At 34.2% G+C, this 16,620-nt stretch carries 12 protein-coding genes; 3 read left to right on the plus strand and 9 right to left on the minus strand.

What is annotated here, in order from left to right:
• Nucleotides 1-67: 67 nt before the first annotated feature.
• Entirely contained in the window at nt 68-1,816 is a 1,749-nt protein-coding gene (gene pabB, locus I5776_RS11940; protein WP_202776634.1) for an aminodeoxychorismate synthase component I, read from the minus strand.
• A complete protein-coding gene (locus I5776_RS11945) occupies nt 1,817-2,407 on the minus strand; it encodes an anthranilate synthase component II (protein WP_202776635.1) in 591 nt (196 codons plus the stop codon).
• A 158-nt stretch (nt 2,408-2,565) separates the two neighbouring features.
• On the opposite strand from I5776_RS11945, the gene I5776_RS11950 reads away from it, so the two are divergent.
• The gene (locus tag I5776_RS11950; RefSeq protein ID WP_202776636.1) at nt 2,566-3,027 is read left to right on the plus strand and encodes a YndM family protein; all 462 of its coding nucleotides are present in this window, start codon (nt 2,566-2,568) and stop codon (nt 3,025-3,027) included.
• Nucleotides 3,028-3,068: 41 nt separating this feature from the next.
• Here I5776_RS11950 and I5776_RS11955 read toward each other — a convergent pair whose 3' ends face one another.
• Nucleotides 3,069-3,839, minus strand: coding sequence for a class I SAM-dependent methyltransferase (locus tag I5776_RS11955; protein ID WP_202776637.1), 771 nt, complete (start codon nt 3,837-3,839; stop codon nt 3,069-3,071).
• A 615-nt stretch (nt 3,840-4,454) separates the two neighbouring features.
• On the opposite strand from I5776_RS11955, the gene I5776_RS11960 reads away from it, so the two are divergent.
• Nucleotides 4,455-5,345, plus strand: coding sequence for a CPBP family intramembrane glutamic endopeptidase (locus I5776_RS11960; RefSeq protein ID WP_202776638.1), 891 nt, complete (start codon nt 4,455-4,457; stop codon nt 5,343-5,345).
• A 294-nt stretch (nt 5,346-5,639) separates the two neighbouring features.
• Nucleotides 5,640-6,884, plus strand: a complete 1,245-nt coding sequence (locus I5776_RS11965) for a cation:dicarboxylate symporter family transporter (protein WP_202776639.1) — start codon at nt 5,640-5,642, stop codon at nt 6,882-6,884.
• A gap of 89 nt (nt 6,885-6,973) precedes the next feature.
• Here the strand turns inward: I5776_RS11965 and I5776_RS11970 are convergent, their stop codons facing one another.
• The 6 genes from I5776_RS11970 to I5776_RS11995 form a co-directional block, all read right to left on the minus strand.
• On the minus strand, nt 6,974-8,089 hold the full coding sequence (locus tag I5776_RS11970) for a metallophosphoesterase (protein WP_202776640.1): 1,116 nt from the start codon (nt 8,087-8,089) through the stop codon (nt 6,974-6,976).
• A gap of 376 nt (nt 8,090-8,465) precedes the next feature.
• On the minus strand, nt 8,466-9,839 hold the full coding sequence (gene argH, locus I5776_RS11975; RefSeq protein WP_202776641.1) for an argininosuccinate lyase: 1,374 nt from the start codon (nt 9,837-9,839) through the stop codon (nt 8,466-8,468).
• Between the two features lie 251 nt (nt 9,840-10,090).
• Nucleotides 10,091-11,302 (minus strand): argininosuccinate synthase, encoded by a 1,212-nt coding sequence (locus tag I5776_RS11980; protein WP_202776642.1) that lies wholly within the window; start codon nt 11,300-11,302, stop codon nt 10,091-10,093.
• 72 nt (nt 11,303-11,374) lie between these two features.
• Nucleotides 11,375-12,358 carry an ornithine carbamoyltransferase gene (gene argF / locus I5776_RS11985; protein ID WP_202776643.1) on the minus strand — a complete coding sequence of 328 codons (984 nt, stop codon included), beginning with the start codon at nt 12,356-12,358 and terminating at the stop codon, nt 11,375-11,377.
• Between the two features lie 18 nt (nt 12,359-12,376).
• The gene (carB, locus tag I5776_RS11990) at nt 12,377-15,556 is read right to left on the minus strand and encodes a carbamoyl-phosphate synthase (glutamine-hydrolyzing) large subunit (RefSeq protein WP_202776644.1); all 3,180 of its coding nucleotides are present in this window, start codon (nt 15,554-15,556) and stop codon (nt 12,377-12,379) included.
• A complete protein-coding gene (locus I5776_RS11995) occupies nt 15,543-16,619 on the minus strand; it encodes a carbamoyl phosphate synthase small subunit (protein ID WP_202776645.1) in 1,077 nt (358 codons plus the stop codon). The genes carB and I5776_RS11995 overlap by 14 nt, the downstream gene beginning before the upstream one ends.
• Nucleotide 16,620 lies beyond the last annotated feature (1 nt).

Consider the following 16,620-nt stretch of genomic DNA (forward strand, 5'->3'; position numbering starts at 1 on the left):
TTCTATAGTTTGACCACAGTTCAAAAAAATTATGTGGGCGAACTCTAGTTGACATAACATTATTATTTCAACCTACAAATTGTACTTTTACCCATCCACGAACACTATTTATAAACCATATTTTTGTAAATGTTTTTATTTCTTGAATGGTTACAATTTTTTCTTGAATTATATTAGTCTTAAGCAATTGCTCTCTAAATGTACCTGCTAACAATCCAGAGTGTATAGGTGGAGTATAGAGTTTTCCATCTTTTTCAACAACAATATTTCCATTTGTAAACTCCGTTATCTCTCCTTTTTGATTCCATAATAATATGTCAAAAACATCAGGATGGCTTAATTTATATGACTGGTATACTTGTCGATTCGTTGTTTTATGATACAGAAAAGGGTTATTCATATTGATAGGTTCTGTACCTAACTTCACCTTTAATGAATGTTCAAATGGGACAATGGGTTCGCCAACAATGTTATATTTACCGTTTTTGGAAACAAGTAAACGAACCTTTAAACACTGATTTTCATTTTTTTTGGCAAAATCACTCAATCCATTCATAATGTCATCCACGGATATATTGAAATTAAAGTATTGTGCCGTTTTCTTTAAACGATGCATGTGAAGATTAAATAAAAAATACGTACCATTTTCTAGTTTTAAGCTTTCTAAAAGATCGAATAACGGATTATCCCTTGTTAACAATGCAGCTTTCATTACGATTTCTTCATATTCATCCTTTGTTGTTGAATCCCAAGTAATTCCCCCTCCAACCCCATATACTGCTTGATGAGTCTTCCTATTGATCAAAACAGTACGGATTGGCACATTAAAAACAGCATCTTTTTGTGGACTTATATAGCCGACAGCCCCACAATACACGTCCCGAGGTGAATCTTCTAAGTTTGCAATGAATTTCATTGTACTAATTTTAGGAGCTCCGGTAATCGAACCACAAGGAAATAATGCTTTAAAAATATCAACAATACCAACTTCTTTTTCGGTATTTGCGGAAATGGTAGATGTCATTTGCCAAACTGTAGGGTATTTTTCAATACTGAATAACTCGTCCACATTGACTGTTCCTGGTATGGCAATTGCACCTAAATCATTTCTTAGTAAATCAACAATCATAACATTTTCGGCGCGATTTTTTTCAGAATGATACAGCCATTTAGCGTTTTCTCCATCTTCTTCAAAAGTCATTCCTCTATTTATCGTACCTTTCATCGGCCTTGTAATAATCTTTTCTCCATCCCAACGAAAGAATAATTCAGGAGAGGCTGATAAAATTTGATAATCCCCAATATTTAAGTATGCACAGTAATCAGAATCCTGAGCCGAAGCAAGTTTTTTGTAATAGGCAAAATCATCACCGTGAAAATCTGCATGAAGTCGAGTCGTGTAGTTTATTTGATAGGTATCTCCATTTTTAATTACTTCTTTAATCTTAGCAATTCCTTGATGATATTGTTCTCCATTTATTGCAGGTGACCACTTAGATATCGAAAAATTCCCGTTTTCCTTAGGCTCAAACGGATTTGGCTCTTTAAAAATTCCAAACCATAATAATGGCATTTTACCACCTGTATGTACTTGAAAAGAATGATCAAATGCTGGAGCGGCTTCATACGACAAAAATCCTGCTGCATAATGGCCAATAGAAATTTCCTCCTCTACTTGTAACAAGCAAGAGACGACTTCTTCCACTTTCATCGTTGTAATAATTTTTATTGGGTCGGTAAAACAAATTGGTGTTTTTATTCCATTTTGCTCTGCGAATTCAAAGAGCAAAAAAGGATGATTGTTTGGAAGTTCCATTTATTTTTCACATACCTTCCCGTTTAATGAATACTGATAAAAGTTTTCGATCATTTGCAATCCACTTTCTGTTAATATTGACTCCGGATGAAATTGTACACCTTCAATCCTATACTCCTTATGACGTACACCCATAATCTCACCATTAATACTTTTAGACGTAATCTTCAGACAATCCGGTAGTGATTGTTCCTCAACAATTAATGAATGATATCTAGTGACGTAAATCGATTTTTTCATGCCACTGTATAAGCCTTCACCATCATGGTTAATTAATGAAGTTTTACCATGCATTGGCTCACTTGCTTTAATTACTTTTCCTACAAAGCTTTCTGCAATAATCTGATGTCCTAAACAAACCCCTAATATTGGGATTTTCGCAAAGAAATGTTTCACTGCCTCTTTACAAATTCCTGCTTGACTTGGATTGCCCGGTCCGGGTGATAGTAAAAGAAAATCTGGATTCATCTGCTCAATTTCATCAATAGAAATTTGATCATTTCTTACAACCGTTACTTCTTCTCCAATTTGCTTACAATATTGAACTAAGTTATATGTAAAAGAATCATAATTATCAATAACAAGAATCATTAATACTTACCTCATAATAAAGTTTTGAAACCGTTTTCTACACAATTCTTACAATATAATAACACATTACGTATTGCGATTTACCATTTTTATTTAGGAATAGTTTTTTAAAATATTTTAAAAATAATAGGACAGTAAAGTTGTGAGGTGAAATAATTTTGAAGCATATTAAAGCAATGGCTATTAAATTTGTTGCAACAATCGTGGTTTTATTCGTAATCCTTAATGTTATTTTCGGTATGTCTTTTACGAATGTGTTTTTTATTTCACTTGTTTTATCAGTCGTTTCTTACCTAGTCGGTGATATCGGAATCCTTTCAAGAACGAACAATACTGTCGCAACCATTGCCGATTTTGGTCTTTCATTAATTGTTATCTGGTTTCTTTCCGCAGCACTAACATTTGAAAATCGTACACCGCTTTTCATCATATCGCTTATATCAGCCGCCGCCATTGCTCTTGTTGAGATTGTCTTTCATAAATACGTTTCGTCTTATACGTTTGAGAATGAGTCGGAGGATTTTTTACCAAAGCATCGTTATTACTACTCAAATCATTATCAAACTGAAGCATCAAAAGAAATTGCACCTGATATAGAAAAGAACAAAGAGAATAAATAAAGTTAAGCCAGATGCCAATTTCACTGACATCTGGCTTTCAATTAAATTTTATGAGCTTTTAGGATAATTGCTTCCCCTTTAAAAGAAATGATTGAGTTTTCAATCACTTCAATTTGGAACTTTTTCTTTATATCTGAAGAGGCATGAAGCATGAATTCTGTTAATTCATTTTTCTCCTCCGCGTTTAAATTCATTCGATTACACCATGAATCAAATTGAAACGTTTTTTCAAAGCGGTACATTTCCTCTATATTAAACCCTTTTTCCTCCAACATGCGAATCCATTCGGTTTTTTTCCAAGCACGATAATGACTGTAATCTCGTTTTTCCTCAATTTTATTATAAAATTGATCTTGATCATCATTCTCCGGAGAAACATTATCATCTAGTAAAAACATTCCACCTGGCTTTAACACTTTGTGAACACTTTCGATAAATTTATTTATATTCGGAAAATGATGCGGAGCAATTCTGCATGTTACAATATCAAAACACTCATGATCAAATGGAAGTTTCTCTGCATCACCCTGAATAAAAGAAACATTTGTACGACCATTGTCTTCAATAAATCCTTTTGCTGCTTTTATCATCTCAGCTGTTAAATCAACTGCAGTTACATGTTTTACATAATGGGCAAAAGCATTCGCTGTATGACCCCCTCCGGTAGCAATGTCAAGTACGTCTTCATTACCAGTAAGATTTGCAATTTCTATAAGCTTTTGAAGATCTTTTCCTTTTTGATGGATTTCACTTGTTACATAGGAATTTGCACTTCTTCCAAATTGCTTTTGAACATTCTTTTTTATATCCATTCCCATCCCTCGTTTCTTTGTTCTATGTTAAGATAACCGAAATAATTAATAAGGAAAATTACAATTTATTAATATTATTTCATAAGTTTTTCTTAATTGTTATAAATTTTCCATTTTACCTCATACTAAAAAAGAGGTGATTAGAGTGGGAATATTTAATACATTGTCAAATTGGAAAACAGAAAGATATGACAGACACGTAGAGAAAATGCATGATTTAGGGAAATGTCCTGATTGTCGTGGTAGAGGGTTCACTCTTCCTTTGAGCGCTTATGCAGTTGCCTATGAATGTCCTAGTTGTAATGGAAGCGGACTTTACGCTGATTGGTCAGAAATGAACGGTTAATTTATTATGTATAATTGGAAAAAGACGCCTAAATCCGTAGGCGTCTTTTCAAAAAAGTTTTGCGGCGAATAACCCGTATGACCACATTCATACGTTTAGCAAACGCTCGGTTTTCGACTTACGCAAATAGCTCATCGCATAATAAGAATAACATAGAATTGAAAGTAAAACAATAATTCTCTAGTTTTTTCACTTCTTTTTTATTATTATTGTTAATATTATTAATTATATTTAATTTTTCAATAATTCTAAGACTAGAGGTTCAATCTATGAAAAGTTTTTTAAATCCCAAAAAGGGGTTAAATCAAACGTGGAGATATATAGTCTCTATACTGATTATTTTAATTTTTATTATCATTGGGACCCTTTGCTATTTTGCGGCATTATATTTTACTAGCAGGCATGCTGAAGAAATGGTAGATTTCGATGAGGTAGTATTTTCCAATCCATTAATAGACCTTTTCGCCAATAATGCTATGACGATTTTTTGGATTGTAGGCTTATGGGTAGCTGCACGCGTTTTACTTAGACGATCGTTGAAAACTTTTATCACTCCTTACCGTACAATTCGTTGGAATCAAATCATATATGGATTTTCCGTTGCCTTTAGTTTATTCGCTTTACAATTAATAATTGATCTCATAATAAATCCAAGTGACTACTATTTTCAGGGCTTCCAATTTTCTAACTTTCTATTTTTAATTATGATTTCACTAATTACGTTCCCTATTCAAACAACTGCTGAGGAATTACTTTTTAGAGGATTTTTACTACAATTTTTTGCTAAAATCACAAAAAATCCAATCCTGTTAAGTTTAATGATTGGTGGGATATTTGGTATTTTGCATTTTAGTAATCCGGAAATGGAAAATGGTGCGTTCTGGATTGGTGTTGACTACATAGCTATCGGTGTTATTTGGACTTATGTTACCATTAGAACCAATAGTTTAGAAGCTACAATTGGGGCACATGCAGCAAATAATATTTTTATAAGTCTATTTATTGCTTCTAACAATTCGGCTGTGGGTCAGCTTCCATCATTATTTTTTACCAATAACAACGAGGCAACTGCGATAACAACCCTTACTTCAATCCTTCCTAACATCCTATTTATGATTGTTATGATTCGTACTTCAAACAAAAAAGGTACTGGACGTTGACTCCAATACCTTTTTTTATTCCACTCTTATCTAAATCTTTTACTTCAATTACCTTTTCCTTATGTTCCCTCACTTCAAAATTTTCATATTTATTTTAGATAATTCAATTACCTTCGTAAACAGAAGTAATAGAAATTTAATAACAATTCTGCATTTTTCTATTTTAAAATAATTAAATATAGAGTGAATTTTATTTATTTTTGTTATTAAAAGGTTTTCAATTGTTTATTTTTACTTTTTATATTATATTTTAATAATAAATAATTTCGTTTTTGTATTAATTGGGGGGTATATATGAAAAAAATTGGATTAGCTTGGCAGATACTTATTGGACTAGTCCTCGGGATTATTATTGGGGCTATTTTTTATGGTAATCCAGGAATCGGAAAGTATTTACAACCGATTGGGGATATTTTCTTACGACTAATTAAAATGATTGTTATTCCAATTGTTATTTCAAGTATTATTGTAGGTGTTTCTAGTGTAGGAAATGGAAAAAACCTCGGTAAACTTGGTGGTAAAACGATTCTTTATTTTGAAATCGTCACAACTATTGCTATTTTAGTTGGGCTTCTTGTTGCGAATGTATTCCAGCCTGGTAAAGGCATTAATATGCATTCAATCCACAAGGTAGACATTGGTTCTTATGTTGACACAGCAAAAAATGTAGAAAGTCATGGATTTGCTGATACGATCGTCAATATTGTTCCAAAAAATATATTTGAAGCATTTATAAACGGCGATATGCTTGCCATCATCTTCTTCTCTGTTCTATTTGGATTAGGTGTTGCAGCAATTGGTGAAAAAGGAAAACCAGTTCTCGCCTTTTTCCAAGGAACAGCAGAAACAATGTTCTATGTTACAAATTTAGTCATGAAATTTGCACCGTTTGGAGTATTTGCACTTATTGGTGTTACCGTTTCCACTTTCGGATTAGAATCATTAATTCCACTAGGAAAACTTGTTATTACTGTTTATTTAACGATGATAGGCTTTATCCTCATTGTATTAGGTGGAATCGCCAAGTTAGTCGGTGTGAATATCTTTCATTTACTGCGACTGCTTAAAGATGAGTTAATTTTAGGATATTCAACAGCAAGTTCAGAGGCTGTTCTGCCGAAGATCATGGAAAAAATGGAGAAATTCGGTTGTCCAAAATCGATCACTTCATTTGTTATTCCTACTGGATATTCCTTTAACCTTGATGGTTCTACATTATATCAAGCATTAGCAGCCATCTTTATTGCTCAAATGTATGGAATTCATCTTTCGTTTACGCAACAATTATCACTTGTCCTAGTTTTAATGGTAACATCAAAAGGAATCGCTGGAGTACCAGGTGTATCCTTTGTTGTTCTTCTTGCTACTTTAGGAACTGTTGGAATTCCTATTGAGGGCTTAGCATTTATTGCTGGTATCGATCGAATTCTTGATATGGCTAGAACTGTCGTAAACGTTGTTGGAAATTCACTAGGTGCGATTGTTATCTCGAAATGGGAAGGACAATTTAAACAAAATAAAGATATACTAAAATCTTAAATAAAAATGGATTCCAATTTAAAATTGGAATCCATTTTACATATCCATTATATTAAGGATAAACTCCGTGTCTAAATTTACTCGAACAGTCATATCATTTCACTTTCATCAAGTATATTATTTTCTTTAGCAACCCAACCGACTTTTCTCTCTTTCATTATCAAATTATAACCACTGCAACTATCATCAATGACGGATATGTGATCTCCTTTTCTTAAATTTATTTGTGAACAAGAAACATCGGTTTTGGCAAAAAATTCACCTAAATCGTTTTGATAAATATATTCATTTTTCACATAAAGTTTCCGTTTGGTATCCACTTGTTTACATAATGTAAAATGATCCCCATCTTCAAGTGGAGCAATTTTATAATGCGGGTAAGTTATAATGCCACTCATTTTTGGATCTGCTATAAAGTCTTCTACCACTTTATAAGTTGGAAATTGATCTGTATATATATATGAAAAGGTATCTTCATCTAATGATTGATTAATAATTAATGCGTTTAATTGTCCTGCTTCCCTCACCATGTTTCCACCATCAATTGCTATAATTTTTTTCGTATGATCAATAATTGGATTATTATTTGTTGTTTCTAATGAATAATTAGCAACTGGCCAATGACCCACAACAACATATTTATTTGAACAATGTGATTTATGTAAGAACGACGGAATAGAGATGGCAGTCTCACGATTGGTATCTTCCCAATTTTGAAGGTCTTCTAGCCCCGCATGTACAAATATATACTTATCTGTCTCAATAGCTGTAGTTAGATTGGTTAACCATTGAATTTCGTTTGAAAAATTCTTAGTTAATAAACCTTTTACCTCTTGGATTGTTGTGTTTTCATTAATTGAATATTCTAGCTGTGAAAGCCATTCATTAAATAATGTATGTTTCCTATTTCGTAAATAATTGATTATTTGTGGATTCTCATTTAATAGCTCATCTATTAATGCCTCGCAATTACCTTCATTTACAAATACATTAGGATGATTGTTTGAAAGTTCCATAACATATTGCAACACACCCTTACTATTGCTCCCTTTTTCACATAAATCACCATTTATGATTAAGTAGTCATCATTACAAAAATTTACTTTTTCTAAAAGTTTTGTGAAAAGGTCTAATTCACCATGAATATCCGAGATAACAATGATTCTTACTTTATTTGGAATTGATAGTCTTTTTATTTTGTCCATGTATATGCCTCTTTTCTTACTTTATTTCTATATTAATGCTAGCTTTCCTTAGCTATTTTAAATATTCGACATATTTTTTTCTTACCCTTTTACCAATTAATATTTAAATAAGAAAAGTCAAGCAAATTACTAATAACCTATTAAAATGAATAGAAAAAAGAAAACACACTAGTCTTCCCTCTATAGGGGAACATATCAATATTGTTAGATTCTTTTTTGTCCAATGTTATTCGTGCACATGATCACCATTTTTGTAATTTTTTCTTCCCGTATACGATCCTTGCGGGCACTTGATTCCCCTTTTTGCACTTTTATCTTCCCGAATATAAAAAAGTTTCATCCATCTCAGATGAATGAAACTTATAAGTTGGTACTATTAACTTAGTTTACCTTCTGCCAATACAATTTGTTGCTGTACTTGTTCGGATGATGTTCCACCAAAACTATTTCTTGCTTCAACAACATGCTTTGGTTGTAAGACGACAAAAATATCTTCTTCAAATAACGGATGGAAAGATTGATATTCTACAAGTGATAAGTCTAGTAAGTACTTTTTATGTTGGATAGCATATAAGACAATTTTTCCGATAATTTCATGTGCTTGACGGAAAGGAAGACCTTTCGTGACAAGATAATCTGCAATATCTGTTGCATTTGAATAATCATTTGTTACAGCTGCATACATTTGTTCTTTATTGACAGTCATCGTCTTAATCATTGGTGCAAGCAAACGTAGTGAACCATTTAATGTTTCGACGGTATCGAGCATTCCTTCCTTATCTTCCTGCATATCTTTATTGTAGGCTAATGGTAATCCTTTTAATACGGTTAATAAACCGATTAAATTACCATATACTCTACCTGTTTTACCACGCAATAATTCCGGTACATCTGGATTTTTCTTTTGCGGCATAATGCTAGATCCCGTGCAAAATGAATCATCTAGTTCAACAAATTGATATTCTTGGCTTGACCATATGACTAATTCTTCGGAAATACGAGAAATATGGGTCATCATAATCGATGCAATGGATAAAAACTCTAATATAAAATCTCGATCGCTAACAGCATCTAAACTATTAGGATAAACGGTAGCGAACCCTAATAATTCTGCACTGCGGTTACGATCAATTGGAAAAGTCGTCCCTGCTAAAGCTCCTGCACCAAGCGGTGACCAATTGATACGTTTCAAACTATCGACCAATCTTTCTTTATCTCTTTCAAACATCCAAAAGTAGGCAAGTAAATGATGGGAAAATAGGATTGGTTGTGCCCTTTGCAAATGTGTATAGCCCGGCATAATCGTTTCGATATTTTCCTTCGCTTGTAGTAACAAGGCATTTTGAACCTGTTTAACTTGCTCAATTAATTCGCTCGTTTGTTTTCGTAAATAGAGATGCATATCTGTTGCAACTTGATCATTTCTGCTTCTTCCAGTATGTAATTTCCCACCTACTGGACCAACTTCTTCAATTAACAATCTTTCAATATTCATGTGAATATCTTCATCTTCTATAGAAAATTGAACTTCTTCTTTCATAATTTTCTGTTCAATGGATTGTAAGCCTTGTTTAATTATTTCAACATCGTCCAATGGGATAATTCCACATTCACCCAGCATTTGTACATGTGCTAAGCTGCCCTCTATATCTTCTAATGCCAGCTTCTGATCAAATGTTATAGAAGCTGTAAACCTTTCTACTAATTCATTTGTTTCTTTTGTAAAACGTCCGCCCCAAAGCTTTGTCATTTGCGTTGCCTCCTGCACGACTCTTCAAATTCTATATTTATGGCTGTTTTCGTAAAGTTTGTTGTTTTTGAGAATGAACCGTTCCTTTCCGCTACAGACACTTGCTTTTTCGCGGTGCTACGATGAGCCTCCTCATCGCTTCGCTCCCCGCGGTGTCTCATCTGTCCAGCTGATCCCGCAGGAGTCAAGTGCCTTCCGCTCCAATCCACTCTGTGCGATAAGTGGAAAGAAACAATATTTTAGAAAAAGCCCTAGTTATTCACTTCTAGTTTCGAATGAATTTCAGAATATACTTTTGTTGGTAATCCCCATAATTTTATGAAGCCAACCGCTGCATTATGGTCGAATGCATCTCCTTTTGAATATGTTGCGAGCTCTTCATTATATAAGCTATATGGTGATTGGCGTCCTGTCACAACATGTGTACCTTTGAAGAGTTTTACACGTACTTTACCTGTTACCGTTTTCTGTGTTTCCTCTATAAACGCATCAATTGCCGGCTTTAACGGAGAATACCATAAGCCTTCGTAAATGATTTTTGCCAATTGTTGTTCTACCGTTAACTTAAATTGTGTTACTTCACGAGGCAATGTTAAAAATTCGAGTTCTTTATGGGCATTAATTAATAATAGGGCAGCAGGATTTTCATATACTTCACGTGATTTGATTCCTACTAAACGGTTTTCGATATGATCAATTCTTCCGATGCCATGTTTGCCAGCGAGTTCATTGAGAGTTTCAATTAATTCAACTAGATTCATAGGTTGATCATTCAATGCAACCGGAACACCTTCCTTAAAGTCTATTTCAATATATTCCGCTTCATTTGGTGTTTTTTCAATTGGATTTGTCCAATCGAATGCTTCTTCTGGTGCCTCGTTCCACGGGTTTTCTAATACTCCCGCTTCGCATGCTCTTCCCCAAATATTTGCATCTATTGAGAATGGATTATCTAAATCAATTGGGATTGGAATTCCGTGTTGTTCCGCATAGGCAATTTCCTCATCGCGAGTCATTCCCCATTCACGTACAGGTGCGACCACTTTTAATAATGGATTCAACGCTTGGATAGAAACTTCAAAACGAACTTGATCATTCCCTTTTCCAGTACATCCATGTGCAACTGCCACAGCACCCTCTTGCTCAGCCACATCCACTAGCAGCTTAGAAATCAACGGTCTACTTAATGCAGAAGATAAAGGATATTTTCCTTCATATAATGTATTTGCCTTTAAGCTTGGTAAAATATAATCTTTTGCCAGCAATTCTTTACCATCTATCATTACCGCTTTAATTGCTCCCACATTAAGAGCTTTTTGGCGAATCGCCTCTAAGTCTTTTCCTTCACCTACATCTATGCCTAATGCAATGACATCATAACCATATTTTTCTTGTAACCATTTAATTGAAACAGATGTATCTAATCCACCTGAATAAGCTAGAACAATTTTTTCTTTTGCCATGTCTATCTCTCCTTTGCATAAATAATTATATACATGTATTTTTATTCATGTCAATCAAAAAAATAGAAATGACTATTCTTTTTGTAAAGTATCTCCCATTAATACTTTTAATATCGCTTTTTGAGCATGAAGTCGATTTTCCGCTTCGTCAAATACAACTGAATGTGGTCCATCAATTATTTTCGCAGCTACTTCTTCTCCTCGATGTGCGGGTAGGCAATGAAGAAAAATAAAATTTTTATTCGCATATTTGCATAAGTTCTCATTTATTTGATATGATTTAAAATCATTTAATCGTTGGTTACTTTCTTTTTCCTGCCCCATGCTTGCAAACACATCTGTGACAACAATATCTGCGTTTTTCATCATTTTGACGGGATTAGAATCAATTTCAATGGTCGATCCCCACTTTTTAGCATCTATGTTTGCCTTATTAACAATATTTTTATTCGGTTCATAACCATCTGGGGTAGCTATCGCAATATTCATCCCAACTTTAGAGGCGCCTTCTATTAATGAATGACACATATTGTTATTTCCGTCTCCGACAAAGCACATTTTTAACCCTGTTAGCTTCCCTTTATGTTCATAAATCGTTAATAAATCAGCCATTACTTGTGTAGGGTGATGCATATTCGTCAAGCCATTTATGACCGGGACTGATGAATGCTGAGCAAAGGTTTCAATCATTTCATGTTCAAATGTTCGAATCATTAATCCGTCTACATATCTAGAAAGTACCTTTGCTGTATCTTCGATAGTTTCTCCTCTGCCAAGTTGAATATCTTTAGAACTGAGAAAAATGGCATGGCCACCAAGTTGCAGCATCCCTACTTCAAATGAAACTCGGGTACGTGTTGAAGCCTTTTCAAATATCATTCCGAGTACCTTACCATTTAAAACGGAACTCGTTACGCCCGACTTTTGCTCTTTTTTTAATTTAACAGCCTCTTTCATAAGGAAAAAAATCTCATCACTTGATAGATCTCCAATAGTCAAAAAATGGTCGCTATTGATTTTCTTTATTTGTTGTTCAAATGGAATAACACCGTGCATTTTCTATCTTCCTTCCCATTATTTATTCACATTGCTGTATTTATAATCATTCAATGATTTCACTGTGACTTGCTTAGTTTCTTTTAAAGGTACAATCGATTTGAAAGTATCTAAAGAAGTGAAAAGTGGAATGTCATGTTTTAGTGCAAGCTCTCTTATAAAGCTTCCTAATTTTTCTTTGTCCCCCCCTTTTGTAGGTAGGATAACGGCACCAGCAAATTTTTCTTTTTCAAATGCATTACTTACCCTTTGTTTTTCTTTCTCAACTGAAACTGCCGTTATCCCATTTTCATTTAAACTTCTTGCCGTCCCTTCAGTTGCATATATTTTGCAGTGAATCGTTTTTATGAATTGTATAAAATCCTCCTTTTCCCGATCATTGATTGAGCAAAAAATAGCATTCCATTCCATGCCATGCTTATTCACCGCTTTATTTAATGCTTCTTCATAAGTATCTCCTATTCCTAGTATTTCCCCAGTTGACTTCATTTCTGGTCCTAATATCGGGTCAACTTCTTGTAACTTCCTAAAAGAAAAGATGGGTGCTTTAATGGATGTAAATTTCGCCTCTGACGCAATTCCAGTTTGTTCTAAAGACTGGCCAAGTTGGACGGATATCCCAATATCAATAATTGGAACACCAGTAATTTTACTTAAAATTGGCACAGTTCTTGAAGCACGTGGATTCACTTCTAAACAATATATTTGATTTTGATGGATGACAAACTGGATGTTAGCGACTCCAATGACTCCAGCTTCTCTACATATTTTTTTTGTATAATAAAGTAAAAGTTGTTTTTCGCTAGTAGACAACGTTTTTGGTGGGTATACACTTATGCTATCCCCGGAATGGACACCGGCTTTTTCAATATGTTCAAATATACCTGGGATAAAGACATCATTCCCATCACTTATACAGTCCAGTTCACATTCCAAACCAGGGAGGTACTGATCAACTACTAACGGCCAGATTCGTTCATCCGCATATGTCAAGGATGACAAATAGTTCTCCAACTCTTCTTCCTTATAAAGAATCGACATGGATTGGCCACCAATCACAAAGGAGGGACGAATTAATACAGGATAGCCTATATGATTTGCAACATTTTTAACCATTTCATTGCTAAAGGCAATTTCTCCTTTAATATGAGGTATGTTCAATTTATTTAGTAGTTGATAAAACTGCTGCCGATCTTCTAATATATCAATCGATTCTAATGAAGTTCCAAAAATTTCAACTCCTGCATTTACAAGTTCAGCTGCTAAATTTATCGCTGTCTGTCCGCCAAATTGAATAAAAACACCATCGGGTTTTTCTTTTTCAATGATATGAAGTACATCTTCAAAGGTAATCGGCTCAAAGTATAATTTATCGGCTACCGAATAGTCTGTACTGACCGTTTCGGGATTATTATTAACAACAATCGTTTCATATCCTTGTTTTTTTAATGCCAAAATTGCATGTACACAACAATAATCAAACTCAATTCCTTGGCTGATACGAATAGGGCCGGATCCAATAATTAAAGCCTTTTTCTTATTAGTTACATCTACTTCATCCATCCCATTCCAAGTTGAATAATAGTACGGAGTTTGAGCCTCAAATTCTCCTGCACAAGTATCGACCAATTTATAGGATGGAACAAGATGATTCTCTTTTCTTTTTTGCTTTATTTGTTGTTCTTCGCACTTCAGAAGTGAACTAATATATTTGTCACTCATATTCATTTTCTTTGCTTTTTCCAATTGTTCAATCGGAATCTCATCAATCGTATATTGGTTCATTGTTTGTTCAAAATTAATCATGCCTTTCAATTTGTTCAAAAACCAATAATCTATTTTTGTAGAATCGTATAGTTCGTTCATCGGTATTCCTTTTCTAATAGCTTTAGCAATGGCAAATAAACGGAGATCTGTTGGTTCATCTATATAATGTTTTAATTGTTCATCCGTACATTGTTCGACATAAGGGTGTGAAAGACCATCCACATTATATTCGATTGAGCGCAATGCTTTATTTAAAGCTCCTTCAAATGTACGGTCAATTGCCATTGTTTCTCCTGTTGCTTTCATTTGCGTCCCTAGTTGTCTATTAGCTTCGGAAAATTTGTCAAATGGAAAACGCGGTAGTTTCACAACAATATAGTCTAGTGCAGGCTCGAATGAAGCATATGTTGTTCCCGTCACTGGATTTATAATCTCATCTAAGTGATAGCCAATTGCACATTTTGTTGCAATTCTGGCAATAGGGTAACCGGTTGCTTTTGAAGCGAGTGCGGATGAACGACTAACCCTAGGGTTGACTTCTATAATATAGTATTGATTGGATTTCGGATCCAAAGCAAATTGGATATTACACCCGCCAATCACTCCCAGTGCACGAATAACTTTTAATGAGGCATTACGAAGAACTTGATATTGTACGTCTGATAGTGTCTGTGATGGTGCAACAACAATTGAATCTCCCGTATGTACTCCGACTGGATCAAAGTTTTCCATATTACATACAATAATACAAGTATCATTAGCATCCCTTACAACCTCATATTCTATTTCTTTCCACCCTTTAATACTTGTTTCTACTAGAACTTGGTTGATTGGACTAAGTGTTAAACCTTTTTGCAAAACAGGAATTAGTTCTTCAAAGCTATTTGCGAATCCACCGCCTGCACCTCCTAATGTATAGGCTGGGCGGATTATAACCGGAAATCCTATCTTTTCAACAAACTTTATGCCCTCTTCTACATGGTGAACAATCATTGATTCAGGAATAGGCTCATTTATTTGAAGCATTAATTCCCTAAATTTTTCACGATCTTCTCCCTTTTGGATTGAATCTACAGATGTACCTAGTAATGTCACATTATATTTTTCAAAAATATTCTTTTCATGAAGTTTAACGGTAATATTTAATCCTGTTTGTCCGCCAAGTGTGCCAATAACACCATCTGGTTTTTCAATTTTAATAATTTCCTCTACTGTTTCCACAGTAATTGGTTCGATATAAATTCTATCTGCAATTTGCTCATCAGTCATGATTGTTGCTGGATTACTGTTTAACAATACAACTTCAATACCTTCTTCTTTTAATGCGAGACAACTTTGCGTCCCTGCATAATCAAATTCAGCTGCTTGCCCAATCACAATTGGACCGGATCCGATAACAAGAACTTTTTTTATATTTTTATTGTAAGGCATACTGCATAACTCCCATTTTTTGTTTAAGTAAATTGATGTATTTTTCAAAGATATATTCAGTATCCATAGGACCGGGATGGGCCTCAGGATGAAACTGTACAGTTATAATTGGTAGCTGGCGATGCTCTAACCCTTCAATCGTTCCATCATTTATATGTTTGAAAGTGACGATAAACTGTTGTTCATCAATCGTTTCATCTATAACAACATATCCATGATTTTGCGAAGTAATAAAAACTTTACCTGTTGTCATATCTTTCACTGGATGATTTCCACCACGATGTCCGAAAAGAAGTTTTTTCGTTTTAGCTCCATATGCTAATGCGATTAATTGGTGGCCCAAACAAATTCCAAGGGTCGGAAATTTTTGCGTGATCACTTTTATTTTTTTCAATTGATTACTCACTGCAATTGGATCTCCAGGTCCATTACTAATCACTATTCCATCCGGATTTAAGCTGTATACTTTCTCTAGTGGAACATCATATGGAACGACTGTTACCTTACAATGGGAATCTAGCAAGTAATGTAATATAGATTTTTTGAAACCAAAATCCATAAGCATAACATGAGGGCCATTGTTTTCATATGTTCGAATTTCTTTAGAAGTTACATGATCAACAAGTTGTGTGTCGTTTAAAAACGTGTTGTGTTTCACTTTTTTTGAGGAAATAATTCCTTTAACCGTTCCTTTTTTCCGAATGGTTTTCACTAATTCTCTCGTATCCACATTCGTTAAACATGGGATATGATGTTTCTGCAATATATTTTCGGCACTATTTGTTAGGGTAAAATGACTTGGCTGACTACAAAATTCACTTGTAATCATTGCCTTCACATGTGGGATATGACTTTCACTATCATTCTCGTTCACTCCATAATTTCCGATTAACGGATAAGTAAACACAACAATTTGGCCTGCATATGACGGATCAGTCATAATCTCTTGGTAACCTGTCATACTCGTGTTAAAAACCACTTCCCCACAAACTTCGGTAGCATTTCCAATAAGTTCCCCTTCAAAGGTTTCTCCTGTTTCGAGAGTTAAATAACCAGATATCATT

It is taken from the genome of Heyndrickxia vini (assembly GCF_016772275.1).
GTDB classification, from domain to species: domain Bacteria; phylum Bacillota; class Bacilli; order Bacillales; family Bacillaceae_C; genus Heyndrickxia; species Heyndrickxia vini.